At 46.2% G+C, this 20,377-nt stretch carries 21 protein-coding genes and 1 other RNA gene; 6 read left to right on the top strand and 16 right to left on the bottom strand.

Annotated elements, in window-relative coordinates; translation table 11 throughout:
• Positions 1 to 3: 3 nt before the first annotated feature.
• Positions 4 to 1,962, bottom strand: a complete 1,959-nt coding sequence (locus tag MWG26_RS10340) for an ICP22 family protein (RefSeq protein ID WP_117440649.1) — start codon at positions 1,960 to 1,962, stop codon at positions 4 to 6.
• A 321-nt stretch (positions 1,963 to 2,283) separates the two neighbouring features.
• On the opposite strand from MWG26_RS10340, the gene MWG26_RS10335 reads away from it, so the two are divergent.
• Positions 2,284 to 3,090 carry a class I SAM-dependent methyltransferase gene (locus MWG26_RS10335; protein ID WP_025657634.1) on the top strand — a complete coding sequence of 269 codons (807 nt, stop codon included), beginning with the start codon at positions 2,284 to 2,286 and terminating at the stop codon, positions 3,088 to 3,090.
• Positions 3,091 to 3,176: 86 nt separating this feature from the next.
• Here the strand turns inward: MWG26_RS10335 and MWG26_RS10330 are convergent, their stop codons facing one another.
• The 6 genes from MWG26_RS10330 to MWG26_RS10305 form a co-directional block, all read right to left on the bottom strand.
• The gene (locus MWG26_RS10330) at positions 3,177 to 3,719 is read right to left on the bottom strand and encodes a CinA family protein (protein WP_025657635.1); all 543 of its coding nucleotides are present in this window, start codon (positions 3,717 to 3,719) and stop codon (positions 3,177 to 3,179) included.
• Position 3,720: 1 nt separating this feature from the next.
• Positions 3,721 to 4,263: a CDP-diacylglycerol--glycerol-3-phosphate 3-phosphatidyltransferase gene (gene pgsA / locus MWG26_RS10325; RefSeq protein WP_025657636.1), complete on the bottom strand. Its 543-nt coding sequence runs from the start codon at positions 4,261 to 4,263 to the stop codon at positions 3,721 to 3,723.
• Positions 4,263 to 5,585: a 30S ribosomal protein S12 methylthiotransferase RimO gene (gene rimO, locus MWG26_RS10320; protein WP_025657637.1), complete on the bottom strand. Its 1,323-nt coding sequence runs from the start codon at positions 5,583 to 5,585 to the stop codon at positions 4,263 to 4,265. Before rimO ends, pgsA begins: the two co-directional genes overlap by 1 nt.
• 95 nt (positions 5,586 to 5,680) lie before the next feature.
• Positions 5,681 to 5,926 (bottom strand): DNA-directed RNA polymerase subunit omega, encoded by a 246-nt coding sequence (gene rpoZ, locus MWG26_RS10315; RefSeq protein WP_025657638.1) that lies wholly within the window; start codon positions 5,924 to 5,926, stop codon positions 5,681 to 5,683.
• Between the two features lie 3 nt (positions 5,927 to 5,929).
• Positions 5,930 to 6,568: a guanylate kinase gene (gene gmk / locus MWG26_RS10310; protein WP_025657639.1), complete on the bottom strand. Its 639-nt coding sequence runs from the start codon at positions 6,566 to 6,568 to the stop codon at positions 5,930 to 5,932.
• 12 nt (positions 6,569 to 6,580) lie between these two features.
• Positions 6,581 to 7,459: a YicC/YloC family endoribonuclease gene (locus MWG26_RS10305; protein ID WP_025657640.1), complete on the bottom strand. Its 879-nt coding sequence runs from the start codon at positions 7,457 to 7,459 to the stop codon at positions 6,581 to 6,583.
• A 503-nt stretch (positions 7,460 to 7,962) separates the two neighbouring features.
• Here MWG26_RS10305 and MWG26_RS10300 point away from each other — a divergent pair.
• Positions 7,963 to 9,696: an Rqc2 family fibronectin-binding protein gene (locus tag MWG26_RS10300; RefSeq protein ID WP_025657641.1), complete on the top strand. Its 1,734-nt coding sequence runs from the start codon at positions 7,963 to 7,965 to the stop codon at positions 9,694 to 9,696.
• 333 nt (positions 9,697 to 10,029) lie between these two features.
• On the opposite strand, the gene MWG26_RS10295 is transcribed toward MWG26_RS10300, so the two are convergent.
• From MWG26_RS10295 to pheA, 3 genes are read right to left on the bottom strand one after another with little or no spacing between them, the layout of a single operon-like run.
• Complete coding sequence (locus MWG26_RS10295; protein WP_025657642.1) at positions 10,030 to 10,851, bottom strand: DUF6612 family protein; 822 nt, start codon at positions 10,849 to 10,851, stop codon at positions 10,030 to 10,032.
• Positions 10,852 to 10,863: 12 nt separating this feature from the next.
• The gene (locus tag MWG26_RS10290) at positions 10,864 to 12,156 is read right to left on the bottom strand and encodes an ATP-binding protein (protein ID WP_025657643.1); all 1,293 of its coding nucleotides are present in this window, start codon (positions 12,154 to 12,156) and stop codon (positions 10,864 to 10,866) included.
• Between the two features lie 20 nt (positions 12,157 to 12,176).
• On the bottom strand, positions 12,177 to 13,307 hold the full coding sequence (gene pheA, locus MWG26_RS10285; protein WP_025657644.1) for a prephenate dehydratase: 1,131 nt from the start codon (positions 13,305 to 13,307) through the stop codon (positions 12,177 to 12,179).
• Between the two features lie 84 nt (positions 13,308 to 13,391).
• Between pheA and MWG26_RS10280 the strand changes: the two genes are divergently transcribed.
• The 4 genes from MWG26_RS10280 to MWG26_RS10265 all read left to right on the top strand — a co-directional run bounded on the left by MWG26_RS10280 (position 13,392) and on the right by MWG26_RS10265 (position 15,863).
• Entirely contained in the window at positions 13,392 to 13,769 is a 378-nt protein-coding gene (locus MWG26_RS10280) for a putative ABC transporter permease (protein WP_117440650.1), read from the top strand.
• A gap of 135 nt (positions 13,770 to 13,904) precedes the next feature.
• The gene (locus tag MWG26_RS10275; RefSeq protein ID WP_025657645.1) at positions 13,905 to 14,441 is read left to right on the top strand and encodes a nitroreductase family protein; all 537 of its coding nucleotides are present in this window, start codon (positions 13,905 to 13,907) and stop codon (positions 14,439 to 14,441) included.
• Positions 14,442 to 14,480: 39 nt separating this feature from the next.
• A complete protein-coding gene (gene pyrB, locus MWG26_RS10270; RefSeq protein ID WP_025657646.1) occupies positions 14,481 to 15,401 on the top strand; it encodes an aspartate carbamoyltransferase in 921 nt (306 codons plus the stop codon).
• A gap of 18 nt (positions 15,402 to 15,419) precedes the next feature.
• Complete coding sequence (locus MWG26_RS10265) at positions 15,420 to 15,863, top strand: aspartate carbamoyltransferase regulatory subunit (protein WP_025657647.1); 444 nt, start codon at positions 15,420 to 15,422, stop codon at positions 15,861 to 15,863.
• Between the two features lie 35 nt (positions 15,864 to 15,898).
• Here MWG26_RS10265 and MWG26_RS10260 read toward each other — a convergent pair whose 3' ends face one another.
• The 6 genes from MWG26_RS10260 to rnhA form a co-directional block, all read right to left on the bottom strand.
• Positions 15,899 to 16,438: a flavodoxin domain-containing protein gene (locus MWG26_RS10260; protein WP_025657648.1), complete on the bottom strand. Its 540-nt coding sequence runs from the start codon at positions 16,436 to 16,438 to the stop codon at positions 15,899 to 15,901.
• Positions 16,425 to 16,922 carry a MarR family transcriptional regulator gene (locus tag MWG26_RS10255; RefSeq protein ID WP_025657649.1) on the bottom strand — a complete coding sequence of 166 codons (498 nt, stop codon included), beginning with the start codon at positions 16,920 to 16,922 and terminating at the stop codon, positions 16,425 to 16,427. The genes MWG26_RS10260 and MWG26_RS10255 overlap by 14 nt, the downstream gene beginning before the upstream one ends.
• Before the next feature lie 214 nt (positions 16,923 to 17,136).
• Positions 17,137 to 18,033, bottom strand: a complete 897-nt coding sequence (locus tag MWG26_RS10250) for a tyrosine-type recombinase/integrase (RefSeq protein WP_117440651.1) — start codon at positions 18,031 to 18,033, stop codon at positions 17,137 to 17,139.
• A gap of 260 nt (positions 18,034 to 18,293) precedes the next feature.
• Positions 18,294 to 19,325, bottom strand: coding sequence for a 3-deoxy-7-phosphoheptulonate synthase (locus MWG26_RS10245; RefSeq protein WP_025657650.1), 1,032 nt, complete (start codon positions 19,323 to 19,325; stop codon positions 18,294 to 18,296).
• A gap of 84 nt (positions 19,326 to 19,409) precedes the next feature.
• An RNA gene (rnpB, locus tag MWG26_RS10240) (RNase P RNA component class A) lies at positions 19,410 to 19,758 on the bottom strand.
• Positions 19,759 to 19,864: 106 nt separating this feature from the next.
• Positions 19,865 to 20,338: a ribonuclease HI gene (rnhA, locus tag MWG26_RS10235; protein WP_025657651.1), complete on the bottom strand. Its 474-nt coding sequence runs from the start codon at positions 20,336 to 20,338 to the stop codon at positions 19,865 to 19,867.
• Positions 20,339 to 20,377 lie beyond the last annotated feature (39 nt).

Raw genomic sequence — 20,377 nt, 5'->3', positions numbered from 1 at the left:
CAATTATATCTGTGATGGCTTTTCGGTCTCATAATCGGACCATGCTGTCACAGCAGATGCGCCGGAGACATCCCCGTTTCCGTCATATGTGTCCACTGTTACCTGCAGACTGCTGTCGCCCTTCACATACACGGTTCCGTCACTGTCCTTTATGGTCACGGTTTTTCCGTCTGAGTCCTGAACAGTACCGGCACAGGAAAGGGCGCTCATCACGCTGTCCTTCGTTACCGTCCAGGTACTTTCTTCGTCAATGTATAGATTGCAATAACCATCCCCGCCGTCTTTGGCATAGGTCTCATCATCCAGAATTGCACCAGTTAGTGTACTGCCCTCCGTTATATAGAAGTCCAGTTTACTGATGCTGTCCCAAATAATATCGCCTTCCATGGCCTGGCTGACCGCCGTAAATAGACAGTCAGCGCCATTTTCCCCTTCAGTCCCCCAGCCTCTCTGGTTGTTGTTTCCTGTACAGCGAAGGAAAAATTCACTGTCATCCGCATATTGTATATCTACCCCGGACAGAGTGATCGTAGATTCCGTATTTGTTGTATAGAACATTCCACCATTTTGGGCTGTAAGTGTTCCGTTCTTCATCTCGTAAGTACTGTTTCCTGCCTCTGAGTCACCGGACATACTCTGGTACAGAATCACATTCCAGGAGCAGTCATTTTGTTCATCATCACTCATATTTCCTGTCAGGCTACAGTCATACAGATGGAGTGAATTCAGTCCTTCAATGCAGACAGCTTCCGATCCGTTAGCCGTAAGGTTCGCATTACTGGCTGCAATATCGGCCGTACTATATACTGCTGGAGATCCCACGCCATTTGAGGTATAGTTTCCTCCGTCTATGACCATTTTCCCACCGCCCCGGTCACTTCGTATCGCTGCCGAAGACTCCCCTGATGTATCAACTTCCATATCCCAGGCATACAGGGTACCGCCTCCTGCCGCATGGATTCCACCTGAGGTATCCTGTTTTGCAGTAATTTTCGTGTCCGAGGCGTATATTGTCCCATTTCCATAGGCAAAAATACCTGCGCCTCCTGCCGCGTCTGTCTCAATCGTGCTTCCACTGATGTAAGTCACCCCGTCCGTATTCAGCACTGCCGCGCCCACACCATAAAAACTGGAATTGTCACCGCCTGTGCTGTCAGTTGACGACCTTGTTATGGTCATGTTTTTCATGACAACGGAGGCTCCTTCAAAAATATGAGCTGCATTCTCATCCGTCCCTGTGGATGTAATGCTCTCCCCATCTTTCTCGATATCTTCCGTAAATTCTTCTGCCGCACTATAGCTCTCTACACCGTCCAGCTGACCCATACCGCCCGAGGACATCACAAGAATCTCAGAGACACTTCCATCCTCATCTAAAGTCACTGCAATGGTATCCCCTTCCTCAATGTCATCCAGCGTTATCTCCTCCTGGGATTCTTCCGGCGCTTCTCCATCCGGGGCTCCATCTGGTTTTTCTTCCGATGGCCTCTCACTGCCTTCTTCCTCTGCCGGCTGTACAGCCCCATTGGTTCTGTCGGCAGATTGTTCCCCACCGGATTCCTGTGTTTCAGGTGTACCGCCCTCCGGCGCTTCCCCCAATTCCCCCGGTTTTCCGCCGCCCATACTCTGACGCTTTATCACTGTGTCAGCCTCCACTTTAATATCCTGCTCCTCGCCGGTAAAATCCAGCATAGAAGGCTGCCCGCTGTCCCGTGGCATCTCTCCCGCCTCCATATCATCCGGCTTTTCCGTATCATCTGACTTTTCGATATCATCCGGAATTTCCATTTCTTTTTGTGTACCGACTTCTATGGTTATAGTTCCTCCGCTTATCTCACTCACCTGTCCGTATATTGTCTGTGCTGTATCTGATGTATTTTCTTTATCTGCACATCCGCTCAGCAAAGTCGATCCCAAAGTTATTGTTATCCCAAGTAAAACACCTGCATATCTTTTTTTCATACAACAATCTGTCCTTTCAATTACTGTTTAATAGTTGACTTCTTTCGTAGTATAAAGTTGTTACTTTAGCTGAACCTTAAATAATCCGCCGTGTTCTGTGAAATTTATGTGAGGTTTTTGCTGCTGTTCGGACCATGCCGCGGCCCCCCCTGCACGGCATCGGAGCCAATGAAGTGATGACCTCGGGGCATCTGGTCTTTGCTTCGGTCCGTGCTAAACTTTTCAATAGTAATAAGAAGAATACAGTAGTATACTTAAATGTAAAAGATCATTCAGGAAGAGTTTCCGAGGATTCTCAGGAAGAAAATGGAGGCAGTTCACATGGAGATAAGCAACGAGAAAATAGATTCCGGAAAAGCATTTGACTGGGGTAAGACATCAGCTGACTATGCCAGATACCGGGATATTTATCCACAGGTTTTTTATGAGAAAGTCATAGAACGGAACTTATGTTTAAACAGGCAGAAAGTATTAGATATTGGTACGGGAACCGGTGTGCTTCCGAGAAATATGTATCGGTATGGTGCAAAATGGACAGGAACGGATATTTCAGAAAAGCAGGTTGCAGAGGCGCAAAGAATGTCTGCCGAATTAAACCAGGACATTCAATACTACGCTGCAGCCACGGAAGAGCTTGCGTTTGCGGACCATTCATTTGATGTCATAACCGCTTGCCAGTGTTTCTGGTATTTTGACCATAAGAAAGTGGTGCCAAAATTAGCCCGTATGCTGAAAAAGGACGGAAGACTTCTGCTGTTATACATGGCATGGCTGCCGTTTGAGGATGAGATTGCCGGTGCGAGTGAAAAGCTGGTACTGAAGTACAGCCCCAAGTGGTCGGGGGCGGGCGAGAGAAAACATCCGATAGCCGTGCCGGATATTATCTATGAAACCTTCGAAGCAGTTTATCATGAGGAATATGATATTGAGGTTCCCTTTACCAGGAAAAGCTGGAACGGAAGAATGAAGGCCTGCCGCGGCGTCGGAGCATCTTTAACCCCGGAAGAAATTACAGAGTGGGAAACGGAGCACAGGACTTTGCTGGAAAAGATTGCACCCGAAACATTCTGCGTGAAACATTACGCAGCCATGCTGGAGTTAAAGCCAAAGAGCATGCAGCCCCAATAAATTAGTCAACACATAGGAAAGGCCGCTGTTCTGCAATTGCCGGATAAATCCATTGGCATTCCAGAACAGCGGCCTGTGAATATTTATTAGACAGTAAGTGAATTATTATTTGATCCCTCGTCCTGCAAAAGAGACAGTGCAAGGGAAAGCGCTTCTTTCACAGTGTCTGCCCTGTTTTCTGCCCTGTCACCGGAAAACTGGCATTTCATAACCTTTGTTTTTCCGAAGACGCAGCACCCCACATAGACCAGACCCACCGGTTTATCTGCAGTTCCTCCGCCAGGTCCTGCGATTCCGGTAGAGCTGAGAGCCACATCCGCATGAGCCGCCTTAGCAGCTCCTTCTGCCATCTCCCGTGCAGTCTGCTCACTGACTGCGCCATAAGCTTCCAGTGTCTCGTGGCTGACACCCACCAGCCTTTCCTTTGCCTCATTGGAATAAGTTACATACCCCTCGTTCAGCACATCAGAGGCTCCTGCCACATTGACAATCGTCCCTGCGATCAGACCGCCGGTACAGGATTCCGCCGTGGTTATGGTCAGCTTTTCTGCCGCCAGCTTTTCCACGAGACACTCTTCCAGGCTCCTTCCCTCTTCACGTATTTTATTCAATACCCATTCCGGATACATCCTACATCCCTCCCTGTGTCAGAACCTGTTTATTTTTAAACACGTAATCCAGCAGGGAAATGATTGTGAGCGCCAGTGCAGCCCACACCAGTACAATGCCGAGCATGTCAAAGAAGCCGCCCAGATCTGCGATCAGGACGATAATCATAGCCATCTGGAATACAGTCTTGAACTTGCCCCAGTAGCTCGCCGCAATAACAACTCCGCTGTCGGATGCTACCAGCCGGAATCCGCTGATAATGAATTCCCGGCTGATGATCACGATTACGATCCAAGCATCCAGTTTATTCATTTCGATCAGGCAGATCATGGCAGAGCAGACAAGAAGCTTGTCCGCCAGGGGATCCATGAATTTGCCAAAATTCGTAACCAGATTATATTTTCTTGCAATTTTCCCATCCAGCAGGTCCGTCAGGCTGGCTACCACGAAAAGTATGAGGGAAATCCATTTATTTGCTGATCCCCCGATGTCCGTAAGCATAAACAGGACAAAAAAGGGAACCATAATCACCCTCAAAATAGTAAGTTTATTTGGTAAATTCATTACACAAGACCTCCTATCAAATCATATTCTACTGCGCCGGATACGCTGACTTTGGCAAAATCTCCTGACATCAGCTCTTCTTCCGTATTAACAAAAATAAGTCCGTCCACATTCGGGGCATCCCGGTAAGTCCTGCCCACATAGGCATTTTCATCCGCCACCTTACCTTCGATCATAACCAGCACTTCCCTGCCGATCATACTTTCCGCATTGTCGAAGGCGATCTCCTGCTGAAGTTCCATCAGATCGGCCTGCCGCTCCGCTTTAACCTTCTCGTCAATCTGATCCGGCATAAGCGCTGCCGGCGTGTCCTCCTCCGGTGAATATGTGAAGACTCCCAGACGGTCAAACTCCATCTCATCCACGAATTCCATAAGTTCCTCGTGCTGCTCCGCTGTTTCCCCGGGGAAACCGGTAATCAGGGTCGTCCTAAGACAGATATCAGGAATCTCTCTTCGCAGTTTTTGGATTATGTCAGTCAATTCCTGTTTGGAGGTTCTTCTGCCCATCCTTTTCAGGATGTCATCATTGGCGTGCTGAATCGGAAGATCCAGGTAATGGCATATCTTCTCTTCCTCCTTCATAACCTGAATCAGTTCGTCCGTAATCTCCTCCGGATAGCAGTAAAGTACCCGTATCCAGCGGATCCCCTGTATTCTGCACAGCTCTTTTAACAGTAGATGCAGCGACTTTTCTCCGTAAATATCTATACCGTAAAGTGTCGTCTCCTGTGCCACCAGAATCAATTCCTTCACCCCCTGGTCCGCCAGATACTGTGCTTCTGTTATTAGCTTTTCCATCGGAATGCTTCGAAAATTCCCCCGAATCTTTGGAATAATACAATAAGTACAGTGTTTGTCGCACCCTTCTGCAATCTTCAGATAAGCAAAATGACCTCCTGTTGTCACAAGACGCTTTGCCTCCACATCCGGAATCCCGTTAATGTCGGACATCGTAACAGAATGCTTCCCTTTCAGAGCTCCGTCCACGGCTTCCAGGATCTTATCATAGGATGTAGTTCCCAGTACCGCGTCTACCTCCGGGATCTCATCAAGTATCTCCTGGCGGTAGCGTTCTGCCAGACACCCTGTCACCACAAGCGCCTTCAGAGAGCCGTCCTTTTTATATTCGGCCATCTCCAAAATGTTCTGGATGCTCTCCTCTTTGGCATCATGAATAAAACAGCATGTATTGATCACGATAATATCCGCCTCTGTTTCATCATCCGTCATCTGATATCCCCTGGATGCCAGAAGCCCCAGCATGACCTCCGTATCCACCAGGTTCTTATCGCACCCCAGAGAAATAAATAGTATCTTCATAAACCCTCCCGTATTCTGCTTTGCCGGCGCCTTTCTATGTCCGGCAGATATTCATAAAAGGCAGATACCCCTAGTGCATCTGCCCTTTTTATTACTTATTCTTCTTCTGCATTTTCAGCGATAATCTTCAGCTTTCCTTCATTCAATTCTTCGATTGCCGTTGAGAGCGGCTTCTCTTCGCTTCTTGCATTCACAAGAGGCAGTTCTCCGTCAATCAGCTGTCTTGCCCTCTTCGATGTTGCAAGTACGATGGAATAACGGCTGTTTACAATCTTTGTCTCGCCTTCCTCAACGTCTTTGTTTACGACCTTCATTAAATCTGTGTAAGATGGATGCAGCATATCTTATGATTCTCCTTTCAAACTCTTATTCAAATCTTCTTTTATTTTTTTCATAAATTCCGTATTGCGAAAACTTCTCCGATGCTCCGCCTGAATGATCGCATGCATCTCTTCCACACAGGCTTCCAGTTCATCATTGACAATCAGATAATCATATCTGTCCATGCCCTCCGCTTCCTCTACTGCCCGCTTCATTCTGGATTCAATGACCTCCATTGTCTCCGTTCCCCGTCCCACAAGCCGGTTCTTCAGCTCGGCTGCCGTCGGAGGTGTCACAAACAAAAGCAGGGTCTCGGGAAATGCCTTCTTTACTTTCAGGGCGCCCTGGATCTCGATCTCCAGAATCACATCCCTTCCTGTATTGAGTTGCTTTTCAACATAGGCACGCGGTGTTCCATAATAATTTTCCACATACCTAGCATACTCTATAAGCTCTCCTTTCGCAATCATTTTTTCAAATTCTTCTTTTGTTTTGAAAAAATATTCTCTTCCGTCTGTTTCCCCCGTCCTCGGCTGGCGTGTAGTTGCCGAGATCGAAAGTGCATAGTATTCTTCATAACGCGCCAGCAGCGCTTTCATCAAAGTTCCCTTGCCGGCTCCTGAAAACCCGGATACTACTATCAGAATTCCTTTTCTGTTCATAACTGACATCCTTTACTCAATATTCTGTATCTGCTCGCGGACCTTTTCAATCTCCGTCTTCAGACCGATCGCACAATTGGAAACTTCCAGATCATTGGCCTTGGACAAAATTGTATTCGCCTCACGGTTCATCTCCTGGGCTATGAAGTCCAGCTTTCTGCCGATTCCTTCCTTTTCCCCAAGGGTATCCCTCATGTGTCCGATATGGCTTTTCAGGCGTACTACTTCTTCATCCGTACAGATCTTGTCGGCAAAAAGAATCACTTCCGCAGCGATACGGCTTTCTTCAATCTGCGTATCCGCCAGAAGTTCGTGAACCTTTGTCTCCAGCTTGGATCGGTATTCTGCAATAATCTCCGGAGAACGCTCTTCAATATAAGCCACCAGCTTCTCCATGCCGTCCAGCTTTTCCAGTATATCGTTTCTAAGGTTCTCCCCCTCATTCGTCCGGGTCTCTACAAACTGTAAAAATGCCCCTTTCAGCGCTTCTTCCAGCCCGTTCCAGAGTTCTTCCTCGTCCTCACACTGCTCTTCCATCGTGATCACTTCCGGATAGCGCGACAATGTGGACACACGAACATCATTCTCCAGGCCGAACTCCTCCTCCATCTGTTTCAGATATTTCAGATACTCTGCCGCCAGGGAGGCATTATATTTGAGGGAAACCTGATTCTCGGACGTATCTTCATAGGTAATGAATATATCAATCTTGCCCCTGTTTGCATACTTCTTTAACAGAGACCGTATAGATGTTTCAAAAAAATTAAGTTTTTTCGGCATTCTGATGTTCACATCCAGATAACGGTGGTTCACGCCTTTAAGCTCTACCGTAAACTTTCTGGACTCTTTTTGTACTTCAGACCTGCCAAAACCAGTCATGCTCTTTATCATGATTATTCTTCCTTCTTGTACAGTAATAGTTTGTTTCATACACATTATGAAACATTATACCTCTCTTGGGGCTCTGCGGTCAACCTCTGTACACAATAAATTCGGGATATGGTTAACGAGCTTTAGACTCGTTGACGGATGGGGACGCGAATGACGAGGTGAGTCCGGGAGCTGTTGCATCCAAACGGTAGTTAAGAGCTCATTTCCCGGTGGGCCTCCGTACGGTAGCGGCGGATGGGACAGAACTGGTGCTTCTGTTATATCAGCGTAAGTTTTTGAACGCTTTTTACCCGTGAGTATATAGGTCTGTAAGAACAAGTTGTGTACGGATCATTGAGAGAATGCATGATACGCATAGCCCATTCCATCCGCCTCCCCCTTCATCCGCACCGAGACTAAAGCTCGCCGCTAATTCCTGATGGGGGTTTCAAGAACTTCTTGTTTATGGTACAATATTAAAATATTGTTTTAAGAAGACATACATCTGAAGAAAGGAATACACCATGGCATTTGATGGAATTACCGTGGCCTCTCTGGTCCACGAATTGAAAGAACAGCTGCTCAATGGAAGGATAGCCAAAATTGCCCAGCCCGAGACGGACGAATTGCTTCTCTCCATTAAGACACCGTCAGGACAGAAAAGGCTGTGTATATCTGCTAGCGCGTCCCTTCCCCTCATATATCTGACGGAGTCCACCAAACCCAGTCCTATGACCGCTCCGAATTTCTGTATGCTCCTGAGAAAGCATATCAGTAATGGACGGATCGTTGATATTTACCAGCCAAAGCTGGAGCGTATTATTCACTTTACGATTGAACATCTGGATGAACTGGGTGATCTCTGCAGGAAAGATCTCGTCGTAGAGATTATGGGAAAACACAGTAATATTATCTTCTGTAACAATGAGGGCATGATCATCGACAGTATCAAACATGTCTCTGCACAGATGAGTTCGGTGCGTGAAGTGCTTCCGGGAAGGGAATATTTTGTTCCGGATACCATGGACAAGTCGGATCCTTTGTCCACAGTTGAATCTGCTTTTATCGAAAAGATTACGGCGAAGCCCCTGCCCCTGGCAAAGGCTATTTATACTGCCTTTACAGGGGTAAGCCCGGCGGCCGCCACAGAGATCTGCTATTTATCCGGTATAGACTCTTCTGCCGCTTTGGAAGGCCAAAGCGGAGAGGCCCTGCGGCAATTATTTGAGCAGTTTTCTATTTACTTTTCTTATGTAAAGGACGGCCGCTTTACTCCCGCTATCTATTACGACGGCCTGGAACCGAAAGAGTTCTCTGCTCTGCCTATGGCTCATTTAGGGGGATATACCCGGAAAGATTTTACTTCTATGTCCCAGGTGCTGGAGACCTATTATTCCTCTAAAAATATACTGACCCGCATCCGGCAGAAATCGGCCGATCTGCGGCATATTGTGCAGACGGCCCTGGATCGCAGCCGTAAAAAGTACGATCTGCAGCTCCGGCAGCTAGACGATACAAAGAACCGCGAAAAGTACAGAGTTTACGGGGAACTGATCAATACTTATGGATACAATCTGCAGGAAGGAACCCGGCAGCTTGAGGCGCTGAACTACTATACCAATGAGATGGTCACCATCCCTCTGGATGCTGCAAAAACACCTCAGGAGAATGCGCAGCGCTATTTTGATAAATATAATAAGCAGAAAAGGACTTTTGAGGCGCTCTCCAGGTTCGTCCAGGAGACGCAGGACGATATCACTTATTTGGATTCTGTAAGCACAGCCCTGGATATTGCCCGGACAGAGGAAGATCTTGCGGAGATCAAGGAAGAGCTGATCGGTTCCGGTTATATGCGCAGGAAGTTTACGAAAAAGAAGGTTAAGATTAAAAATGCGCCGCTGCATTATCTTTCCAGCGACGGATTCCATATGTATGTGGGGAAAAATAATTTTCAGAATGATGAACTTACTTTCAGTTTTGCTGTGGGCAATGACTGGTGGTTCCACGTCAAAGATGCCCCCGGCTCCCATGTCATTGTAAAGACAAACGGCGGGGAACTTCCCGACAGAACCTTTGAGGAGGCAGGACGGCTCGCTGCTTATTACTCGAAAGCACGGGGTGGAGAAAAGGTAGAAATAGACTATGTTGAAAAAAAGCATGTGAAGAAGCCCAAGGGTGCCAAACCCGGATTTGTAGTATATTATACCAACTACTCACTGATCATTGACAGCGATATCTCACAAATTCAGGAACTTTAGGCAGTGTTTTCCGGCGTAGCAGGCATATGTACTTTGGTCAGATAACGGGGCATGTATGAAAGATGTTTTATTAAAAAAGCAAGTGCCACCCGCGGCCTAATCGCAGTATTGGTCTCGCGTATCCCAGTATGCGCCACCCAGGAGAACACGATATCTAATTATCACACGATCCTTTAAGACAAAAATGCCCTGGCTGGATGGGAGACTGACACGATTCACTGTCAGTCTCCCATCCAGCCAGGGCTTATTCTTATTTCATATTCTTATTTTGCATTCTTATTTTATATTCTTAATCATCAAAAACCTTCTATACCTGACACTCATACATGCGGTCTATCCTGCCTGACCGCATGCCTGTTGTACTTCCTGGGGCACTTCGATCTTTTCCACTTGATTGAATCCTATATACGAAAGCTTGATTGTAAAATCATTTACATTTGTGCTTTTATTATATTTATCATACAGGTCATTCATGACGTCCGTCATGTCTACAATGATCCGTGCAGGGAGCATTTCTTCTTTATATATATCAATCGTAATTGGAACCGAAAGTCCTGAGATTGCATCTTCTTCCGGAAGTTCTACTAAACCAAAGGCTCTCATCATGTCCAGTCCCATAAACTTTAAGAGTTCTTCACCGCTTATGTCTCCATACATCTCATAACATTCTTTATCTTCCACCTGAATCGTTTCCTTGGCTATATGAAAGGATTCAATGGAATCCCCGGCCTCCTGGAACAGATTTCCGTTAAATGTACTCTTTTGGGAACCGGCCGCAGCTTCCCTGCTCCACTGCCCATACATACTGCTGTATGTGACAAATTCATCCCCTTCCGTCACCTGATAGATCTCCATATCGCTTGCTACCTGCGTACCGCTGAAATTCACTTCCGCCGACCCTTTTGCATGACCGGCTTTCGGTTTTGTTGTATTCTCCATCTCCATATCCATTGAGATTTTTGTTAAATCAAGCACATCTTCCAGCTCAATGTCCATTTCCAATGAATTGGAGACTGATTTTACTTCCGCAAGGTTTTCTGTGACTGCTGACATCATCTTTTTCGGCGTCAGTTTCCCGCTGCATCCGGTCACCGTACCAATACAAACTGCCAGCATTATCAGTGCGGATACCGTGTTTTTTATCCTTTTATTCATGAATTACCTTTCTTATTCCTGCCCAAGCAGATAATCGATAAACTGCTGCGCTGTCCTTCCTGACAGGCCGCCGTGGGTAAGTTCCCATTGGTTTGCCTGAAGAAGCAGTTCATCTTCCGGCATGGCAATCTGATTTTGCTTTGCCAGCTCTTTTACAATCTGCTGATATTCTTTTTTATCGGGAGACCCAAAATAAATAGTCACGCCGAATCGTGCGACGAGAGACAGCTTTTCCTGCACCGTATCATTGGTATGCAGTTCCTCATCTCTGTCCGCCTTGTCCTTAAATGTTTCACGCACCAGATGGCGCCGGTTTGAAGTGGCGTAAATCAGCACATTATTAGGCTTTTTCTCCAAACCGCCCTCTATGACTGCTTTCAGATATTTATACTCAATCTCAAATTCCTCAAAAGACAAATCGTCCATGTATATGATAAATTTATAATTTCTGTTTTTAATCTGCGCGATCACGTCGTTTAAATCCTGGAACTGGTGTTTGTAAACTTCAATCATACGCAGGCCCTGTCCATAGTACTGATTCAGTATGGCTTTGATGGAGGAAGACTTGCCGGTTCCGGCATCCCCGTACAGCAGGCAGTTATTGGCTCTCCGCCCTTCTACAAAGGCTTTCGTATTATCAATCAATTTTTTCTTTGCAATCTCATATCCCACAAGGTCGTCCAAATGGACATGAGCGATATTTGTGATCGGTACAATCTGTACTCCAGTCTCCTCCGGGTGCTCCACCCGGAAAGCTTTATGAAGTCCCAGCTTCCCAACACCGAATTCTTTATAAAACTGCGTCAGGATCTCCTGAAAAGCTTCCACATTCCCCGCATCCCCCAGGGCATGGCCCAATCCGCAGATCCTGTCGCGGATCCGCTTGTTAAAAACCTTGCTGTGCGCATTGACATTCTGATAATTTTCCAGGATTGAGAAGCATTTGACATCCAAGTCTGCTTCCATTTTATCGAAATCGTAATCAAACAGCTCTTTAAATACTCCGAAATCATGTCTGGCGATTTCGTTGATGCTTCCACTCACCGGCCCGACGATTTCACAAGACGTACTGTACGCATTCTCATCGCTGGCCAGAAGAAATGCCAGGTATGTATGCCACAGATTGCCCTCGAACCCATGGCTCGCAGAAAGCTCCAGCAAGGCATTCATGCACTCGAAAAACAGGCTCCTCAGATCTTCTCTGTTATAATAATCATTATGAAAATTCTCCATAAGAAAGGTCATATCCTGCAGGATATCTCCATATTCCATATTCTTATACAGTATTAATTCATTTGTCCGCATTGTATCTTCCTCTTTATATTCTAATAATTACCCAGAATCTTCAGATTTCTGGCCTCTTCTCTTAAACCCCTGATTGCATTTTTGACCGCAGGCTGAGCCATATTGCCCTCGAAGTCCACGAAGAAACGGTACTCCCAGTTTTTGCCCTCCACCGGACGGGATTCGATCCTGGTCATATTCAGGTCATTATATATAAAATGGGACAGTATACGGTACAATGATCCGCTTTTGTGAGGCACTTCAAAACAAATGCTGATCTTGGAAGCGTCCTGCAGGAAAATCTTTTGATTGGTCACCACAATAAATCTGGTAGAGTTGTTCGGTTCATCGTTGATGTTGTCCTGTAAGACAGACAGCCCGTGCACTTTTGCGGCATAAGCGCTGCACACAGCGGCCTGTGTCCTGTCCTGATCCTCTAATATCTTCTTAGCGGCAATCGCTGTATTCACAACGCTGATTTGCTGCCAATTACTATGCTCGTCCAGGAAACGTGAGGTCTGCATCAACGCCTCCGCCTTGGAATAAACCCGCTGCAGCTGGTTTAAACTAGTCCCGGGCAGTCCCGACAACGTATGTGTAATGGGGATGATTGTCTCCCCTACGATGAAGTTTTCAAATTCTACTAAAAGATCGTACATCTCATTAACGGCCCCTGCAGAAGAATTTTCGATTGGAAGCACGGCATAATCTGCCGATCCTTCCTCGATGGCCTCCATGGCCTCACGGAACGTCCTGACATGAAATCCGTTGCAGTTTTCTCCAAAGTAATGCTGCATTGCAGCCTGACTGTAAGCGCCCTCTACTCCCTGAAATACCACTCTTGCATTCTGCCCTTCCAGTGATTCTACCTCGATAAACGGCAGCCTGCCCAGGGCCCCGGCCTCCACCAGCAGCTGGTACTGCAGTTTCCGGCTCATGGACATGAGCTGTTCAAACAGTTCCTGGATCCCCTTTTTATTGAAATCACCCGTCACCTTGCCAGAGACATCTGCCAGCTTCTCCTTCTCACGCTGCTTATCAAAGACCTTTCTCCCAGTATTTACCTTCAGTTCGCCGACTTCCTTACATACCTGCATTCTGTTTTCATATAGCTTTACAAGCTGGTCGTCAATCTCATCCAACTGCAGCCTCAGTTCTTCCAATGTTGCCATTTTTACTTCTCCTTTGCACAAACTAAGAAACATTATAATACATTTCACGTATAAAATCTACGTTTCTTAAACATACTTTTCATTATGAAGAATAAATTTATTATCTGCGGCACCCTGGGCTGGTGCATGGAAATCATTTTTACGGCCCTCCACTCCTTTAAAAAGAGAGAATTTACGCTCATCGGACGAACCTCCATCTGGATGTTCCCCATTTACGGCGCGGCATGCCTTCTCACTCCTGTCTGCCGGCTGTTAAAGGGGAAAAATCCCCTTCTGAGAGGCGGAGTCTACACCTGCTGTATTTTCTTCGGTGAGTTTCTCTCAGGCAGCTTTCTGAAAAGGCACCATGCGTGTCCCTGGGATTACAGCAAAGCAAAATACAATTTAAGGGGCATCATCCGGTTTGATTATGCTCCCCTGTGGTTCGGCGCCGGCCTCCTGTTCGAGAAAATCCTGCGTTGAACCGCCAGAGCTCTCTGTTACTGTTTACCTCCTGCTGGGACGAACAGGAGCACTCCCTTTCAAAATTCCTGTTGAAAATCAGCCTGTTTTAGTATATGATTAGTTGAAGAGAATTTTGAATAGGGAGGTTTACAAATGAACACTATTGAATGTATTAAGGGTCGAAGAAGCATCCGCAAGTATAAGCCGGATCCCATTGACCATTCTTTGATTGATTCTATTGTTTCTGCAGCATCTTATTCTCCTTCCTGGAAAAACACCCAGATTACCCGTTATATTGCAATTGAAGATTCTTCCATTATTGAAAAAATAACAGCTGATTTTACGCTTGAGCACAATGCGAATATTATCCGGCAGGCGCCCATGCTGATTGCGGTTACTTATCTGAAGGGAAGATCCGGTTTTGAGCGCGATGGCTCCTATACTACCCAAAAAGGAGACAGATGGCAGATGTTTGACGCCGGAATTGCCACCCAGTCGTTCTGTCTGGCTGCAAAGGAGTACGGACTTGGCACCGTTATTATGGGGATATTCGATGAAGACGGTATTTCCGGGCTTCTGGAACTGCCTGAGGATCAGGAACTTGCAGCATTGATCGCCATCGGCTGGCCTGCCGATAATCCGGAAGCGCCCAAACGTAAATCTATAGAAGATTTACTGCAATACAGATAGATTAAGAATGCCCCTATTCGGCATATAAGGAGGTTATTTATGAGACACTTAATGAGTCCTCTGGATTTTTCCATTGAGGAACTGGACGAACTGCTTAGCCTGGCACAGGATATTGAGGCACATCCGGACAAATATGCCCATGCCTGCGATGGGAAAAAGCTTGCGACTTTATTTTACGAACCAAGTACACGTACAAGACTGAGCCATGAAGCGGCTATGCTGAACCTTGGCGGCAGCATCATGGGATTTTCATCCGCCGAATCAAGCTCGGCTGCGAAGGGGGAGAGCGTATCCGATACCATCAGAACGATCTCCTGTTATGCGGATATCTGCGCCATGCGGCATCCCAAGGAAGGCGCTCCAATGGTTGCCTGCCAGCATTCTTCGATCCCGGTAATCAACGCCGGTGACGGTGGACATCAGCATCCGACGCAGACGCTTACTGACCTGCTTACGATCTTAAACGTGAAAGGACGTCTGAACAACATGACAATAGGGCTCTGCGGGGACTTAAAGTTCGGCCGTACCGTCCACTCCCTGATTCATGCATTAGTGCGTTATGAAGGAATCAGGTTTATTCTGATTTCTCCCGAAGAATTACGTCTACCCGATTACATGCGCCATGATGTGCTGGACAAGCAGAACATTCCTTATCAGGAAGTAGTCCGCCTGGATGATGCGATTCCTAAACTGGACATACTGTACATGACCAGGGTTCAGAAGGAGCGTTTCTTCAATGAAGAAGACTACGTACGAATGAAAGATTTCTATATACTGGATAAGAAAAAGATGCGTCTCGCACCGGAAGACATGTATGTACTTCATCCACTCCCAAGAGTGAATGAGATATCTGTTGAGGTGGATGACGATCCAAGGGCTGCTTATTTCAGGCAGATGCAGTACGGAGTTTACGTGCGTATGGCGCTCATACTCACTCTGCTGGACATCCATGTGGATTAAAAAGAGGAGGTTATAACTATGGTTAAAAATACTTTAAATGTCGGCCGTATCTCAGAAGGCTTTGTGCTCGACCATATCGAGGCCGGCAAAAGCATGGAAATATACAAATACTTACATCTCGATAAGCTCGACTGCTGTGTTGCCATCATCAAAAACGCGAAGAGCAGCAAGATGGGCAAAAAAGATATTATGAAAATCGAATGCCCGATCGACTTTATGGATCTGGACATTCTGGGCTTTATCGATCACAACATCACAGTCAACATCGTCCAGAACGAGGAAATTGTGGACAAGAAGCGCCTGACACTTCCAAAAGAGATCCGGAATGTCATCCGTTGCAGAAACCCGCGTTGTATCACATCGATCGAGCAGGGGCTGGATCACGTCTTCGTCCTCACAGATGAGGAAAAGCAGATCTACCGCTGTAAGTACTGCGAAGAAAAATATACAGCAAAACAGTAAAAAAAATGCAAAGGGGTCTGACCCCTTTGCGCACCTTATTCAGAATATTCCAACAATTTGTTTATATATTCTTTTTTGCTAAAATCGTATGAATGGGCCAGCATTTCTGCCATCATCTGTTCATCTTCTGTTTTATCGGCTTTTTTGTTCATCATCCCGGTGAACATTTTCATCATAATTTTGTATTTCAGGCTCATTTTCTCGTAATTTAGACCGGACTGGAAATAGAATGTCCGAATCTTCTTTTTTTCCTCTGCTGTAAAATTAGCATCCATTGCCCCCTTTATGATCTCTTCTGCCTCCATCGGGGTGGCGCCGGTTCCGAATACAATCAGTCTTAAATCCGGATAGTTTTTCATTTGTTCTTTGATCTTCTTTAACCCTTTGATCTTCCCTGCATAAAAGCCTCCCCCATAGATTACCGTCTGATAGTTCTCTGGCTTCCTGCTCTTCCACTCTTTTATGTCCACGGCTTCACATTTTAATGCCTCCGCGATCCATCCTGCGTATTTTTTTGAAAATCCGGTTTCTGATGTATAAACGACTACTTTATTTTTTTCCTTATATATGTCCATGTCTATCCTCCACATATTTTTCTATCTCTGAAATATTCTCCTGCAGTTTCATGATTCCCTGATATAACACACTTGTTTCATCATCTGAAAAGCCACGAAACAAAAGTTCCAATATGCTTTGCTGCATTTCTCCGACACGATCCGTATATGCTTTCACTCTCTCATCCAAAACTATGCTTACGGCCCTGGAATCGCCCTCCCGACGCTCTAATCTGAGAAATCCTTTCTGCTCAAGGGAGTTGGCAATTTTCTTGACATTCTGCCTGGAACACCCCATTAGCCGGCCCAGATCGGTGAGCGACATAGGGCTTTCTGTGGTTCCCGCCATCGCCAGAAGCAGCCATTGCTTCATAGTGATTTCCTCGTCCAGTTTATCACAGGCTGTCTGCAGACGGTTCTGTATAATGAAAATGCTTGCAAAGATCCCCTTCCTTCTCATGATTTCACTATCTGCATATTCCTCTATTAATTGTTTTAATTGCATTTTTATCTCCTTCAAAAAGCGCAACAAGTTACTATTATAGTATAGTAACTTGTTGCGCTTTTGTCAACTAGTATAAGACGATTTTAATACCTTACTGGTTCGGTGAGAGTGATTTTTCGAGAGTGCAGACGCAAAAACGCAGGCGTAGTGGGCGCTACGACCAGCTTCGCAGGCGCAGCAGGCTTCGCTGAGATTGGTTATTTTCTATGCCTCTTTATATGGGCGGCTCAACCTTAATCTTTACAAGTTCATTGGCCTTCACCAGCAGATTGTCTTTATATTGGCGATTGTGATATTTTTGTATCTGTGTCTTTGTTATCCCCATCTGCTTAGCCACTTGCCCCGGCCCGGCTCCGTATGCAAACATGGACGTACCGCATGTGGTGCGGATCTTTTCTGCACTGTAAGCAGGAATCCCAGCCTTCTGTGTATATTTTTTCAACATCCGGCTGATATACATTTTATTTAAGGGGCCTCCGTTTCTGTTATAAAACAAATATTCCATCGCCTTCCTCTCATTTATATAGCGTTCTAATATATCCGCCGCATCTTCCGGTATATAGCATACAGTCTCTCTTCCCTCAATATATGCAAACGTTCCATTATCATAAACTGCCAGGCTGTCCGGCTTCAGGGACGCGATTTCATTGGAAGACAATCCGGCTCTATGGATCAGGGATATCATTGTATAGGCCATTAGATCCTCCTGCACAGTCTGATAGAGCGCATCCATATGTTCTACAGGAACCGAATGGACGAACTTCTCCTGTTGTTTGAGTTTCTTCAGCCATGGGTAAAAATAATCTTCAAACGCTCTAGGCAGTCCGAACTCCTCTTTATGATCTGCGGCATATGCAGCAAAAGAATGCAGCTCCCAAAACTTTTTGCACAAGGTACTCATACTCAGCTTACCTGCCGCTTCTTTTTGGCGCATATTTATATAATACAGTTCGACGTCCTTGCTGCTCATTTGAAAGAAATCTGTCATGCATACATTCTCACACTCCAAGATCTCCTTCAAATATGCCAATGCTGTATCCTGATTCTTAAAGTGTTCTGCAAATTCTATCCAGACAGCTTGTTCTGCTATATTGTTTGCTAGATCTGGCATGCCATCCCTCCCCCTTTCTTGTTTGTAACCGCGAAGCGGAATTTTGTTTATGTTACCAGTATACTTCCTACTGTAACATAATGCAATGTTTTATTCTAGAAATAATGTCTGAATTCAGTTGTGCCCAAGCTTTCAGGATAAATCTCAAGATAAATAGAAAACCAGGAGAAACGTACCTGGCTAGATACTTTCATCCTGGTTGAAAAACTTCATAAATCTTCTGTCCCGGAAAGCCTTACAGTTCCGATTCACTTATAGTCTTAACAGCTCTCTGCTATTTTATAAATCAGTGCTTCCGTATCTTCCCAGCCCAGACAAGGGTCTGTGATAGATTTTCCGTATTCCCTGTCGCATTCTATACTCTGGCATCCCTCCTGAAGGTAACTCTCAATCATGACACCCTTGATCAATTTCTTCAGATCAGGATTGTAATTTCGGCTGTGCATCACTTCGCTTACGATTCTGATCTGCTCTTTGAACTGTTTATTTGAATTTGAATGGTTCGCATCGATCACTGCGGCCGGATTCTGGAGATCCTTTTTCCCATACATATCCAACAGCCTCACGAGATCTTCATAATGGTAGTTTGGAATACATGTGCCATATTTGTCAACGCCGCCCCTTAAAATCACGTGGGCAAGGTCATTTCCATCTGTTGTCACGTCCATTCCCCGATAGATAAAGTTGTGGGAATTCTGTGCGGCAATTACGGAATTCAGCATAACAGAAAAATCACCGCTGGTTGGATTTTTCATTCCAATCGGAATGTCCATACCGCTGGCCGTCAGGCGGTGCTGCTGATTCTCGACAGAACGGGCCCCGATCGCCTCGTAAGATAAAATATCGTCCAGGTAGCTCCTGTTTTCCGGGTACAGCATCTCATCGGCCGCAGTCAGTCCGCTCTCTTCTATCGTCCTGATATGCATTTTCCGGATCGCGATGATTCCCGCAAGAAGATCCGGCGCCTGGTCAGGCTCCGGCTGATGGAGCATTCCCTTGTACCCTTCTCCCGTCGTCCTTGGCTTGTTGGTATAAACCCGCGGGATCAGCACCAGTCTGTCTGATACTTTTTCATTGACCCGAGACAGCCTGCTCACGTACTCGCATACCGCATCTTCATTGTCCGCTGAACAGGGGCCAGCCAGGACAAGAAATTTATCTGATTTTCCGATAAAAACATCGCGGATTTCCTGGTCCCTTTTTTTCTTCAACGCTATGATCTTGTCCGACAGCGGATATTCCGCCTTCAAATCTGCCGGCAGCGGCAGCTCCGCATTTACTTTCATTCCCATTTCACTACCTGCTTTCTTATGGTATCTGGTCAGCCGTTATCATTAATCTAATTCACATGATCGTTGCAGCTTAAATTATTACTGTGGTTAAGCAAGACGATAAGCCGGGTTATGTCGTTGGACAATCATCTATCTAGGCCTGATGTCGCCACCAGGCTCGAGCGACCTACCTAAAGCGTGACGGGCCGCCACGTGGCTTTTATTCGGTCTTGCTTCGGATGGGGTTTACATGTGCCCTCTCTGTTACCAGCGAGGCGGTAGTCTCTTACACTGCCTTTCCACCCTTACCGGGGTTCCCCGGCGGTTTATTTCTGTTGCACTGGCCTTGGAGTCACCTCCACCGGACGTTATCCGGCATCCTGCCCTGTGAAGCCCGGACTTTCCTCGTCTGCAGCCTTTCAGCTCCCGCAGCCGCGATTGTCTGTCTTACTTAACACAGTTGTATATTATACTATGAATTTTGATATCTGTCCAGAATCTATCCTCTAAAATTTTCTGCTGCTAAAGCCCTTCGTAACAGTTCAGGCAGGCCTGAACTGTTACAGCCCTTCATCCACGATCAGGCCGCTGCCGTCTGCTGCCGTAGTGGCCAGTTCGTCGCATCGCTCATTCTGCGGATGTCCGTCGTGTCCTTTTACCCAGTGGAATGTCACTCTGTGCTGCGATTTTGCGGCCAGAAGCCGTTTCCATAAATCCACATTTTTTACGGGTTCGTTCTTGCCTCTCTTCCAGCCTTTTTTGAGCCAGCTGTCCACCCAGTGCTGATTAAAAGCATCCACCACATATTTTGAATCGGAATAAACAGCCACAGTACAGGGCCGGTTGAGCGCTTCCAGTCCGCTGATCACGGCCATCAGCTCCATCCGGTTATTTGTTGTCTTTACATACCCCTGCGACAGTTCCTTTGTGTGCAAAACACCCTTGCTGTCCACATATTCCAGGACGGCGCCATAGCCCCCCGGACCGTCCGGGTTTCCTCTTGCGGCACCGTCTGTAAATAATTTTACCTGCATAATTTCCTATCACTCCATATTTTAGTCTGTTCTTCTGAT

It is taken from the genome of Faecalicatena contorta (assembly GCF_022835095.1).
GTDB classification, from domain to species: Bacteria; Bacillota; Clostridia; order Lachnospirales; family Lachnospiraceae; genus Faecalicatena; species Faecalicatena contorta.
Note: the sequence above shows the minus strand (reverse complement) of the source record. Positions and strands in the feature narration are given on the sequence as shown.

Excerpts from the sequence above, each read along its gene's own strand:
- MWG26_RS10340 (WP_117440649.1), bottom strand. The coding sequence starts at position 1,962 with ATGAAAAAAAGATATGCAGGTGTTTTACTTGGGATAACAATAACTTTG.
- MWG26_RS10335 (WP_025657634.1), top strand. The coding sequence starts at position 2,284 with ATGGAGATAAGCAACGAGAAAATAGATTCCGGAAAAGCATTTGACTGG.
- MWG26_RS10330 (WP_025657635.1), bottom strand. The coding sequence starts at position 3,719 with ATGTATCCGGAATGGGTATTGAATAAAATACGTGAAGAGGGAAGGAGC.
- pgsA (WP_025657636.1), bottom strand. The coding sequence starts at position 4,263 with ATGAATTTACCAAATAAACTTACTATTTTGAGGGTGATTATGGTTCCC.
- rimO (WP_025657637.1), bottom strand. The coding sequence starts at position 5,585 with ATGAAGATACTATTTATTTCTCTGGGGTGCGATAAGAACCTGGTGGAT.
- rpoZ (WP_025657638.1), bottom strand. The coding sequence starts at position 5,926 with ATGCTGCATCCATCTTACACAGATTTAATGAAGGTCGTAAACAAAGAC.
- gmk (WP_025657639.1), bottom strand. The coding sequence starts at position 6,568 with ATGAACAGAAAAGGAATTCTGATAGTAGTATCCGGGTTTTCAGGAGCC.
- MWG26_RS10305 (WP_025657640.1), bottom strand. The coding sequence starts at position 7,459 with ATGATAAAGAGCATGACTGGTTTTGGCAGGTCTGAAGTACAAAAAGAG.
- MWG26_RS10300 (WP_025657641.1), top strand. The coding sequence starts at position 7,963 with ATGGCATTTGATGGAATTACCGTGGCCTCTCTGGTCCACGAATTGAAA.
- MWG26_RS10295 (WP_025657642.1), bottom strand. The coding sequence starts at position 10,851 with ATGAATAAAAGGATAAAAAACACGGTATCCGCACTGATAATGCTGGCA.
- MWG26_RS10290 (WP_025657643.1), bottom strand. The coding sequence starts at position 12,156 with ATGCGGACAAATGAATTAATACTGTATAAGAATATGGAATATGGAGAT.
- pheA (WP_025657644.1), bottom strand. The coding sequence starts at position 13,307 with ATGGCAACATTGGAAGAACTGAGGCTGCAGTTGGATGAGATTGACGAC.
- MWG26_RS10280 (WP_117440650.1), top strand. The coding sequence starts at position 13,392 with ATGAAGAATAAATTTATTATCTGCGGCACCCTGGGCTGGTGCATGGAA.
- MWG26_RS10275 (WP_025657645.1), top strand. The coding sequence starts at position 13,905 with ATGAACACTATTGAATGTATTAAGGGTCGAAGAAGCATCCGCAAGTAT.
- pyrB (WP_025657646.1), top strand. The coding sequence starts at position 14,481 with ATGAGACACTTAATGAGTCCTCTGGATTTTTCCATTGAGGAACTGGAC.
- MWG26_RS10265 (WP_025657647.1), top strand. The coding sequence starts at position 15,420 with ATGGTTAAAAATACTTTAAATGTCGGCCGTATCTCAGAAGGCTTTGTG.
- MWG26_RS10260 (WP_025657648.1), bottom strand. The coding sequence starts at position 16,438 with ATGGACATATATAAGGAAAAAAATAAAGTAGTCGTTTATACATCAGAA.
- MWG26_RS10255 (WP_025657649.1), bottom strand. The coding sequence starts at position 16,922 with ATGCAATTAAAACAATTAATAGAGGAATATGCAGATAGTGAAATCATG.
- MWG26_RS10250 (WP_117440651.1), bottom strand. The coding sequence starts at position 18,033 with ATGCCAGATCTAGCAAACAATATAGCAGAACAAGCTGTCTGGATAGAA.
- MWG26_RS10245 (WP_025657650.1), bottom strand. The coding sequence starts at position 19,325 with ATGGGAATGAAAGTAAATGCGGAGCTGCCGCTGCCGGCAGATTTGAAG.
- rnhA (WP_025657651.1), bottom strand. The coding sequence starts at position 20,338 with ATGCAGGTAAAATTATTTACAGACGGTGCCGCAAGAGGAAACCCGGAC.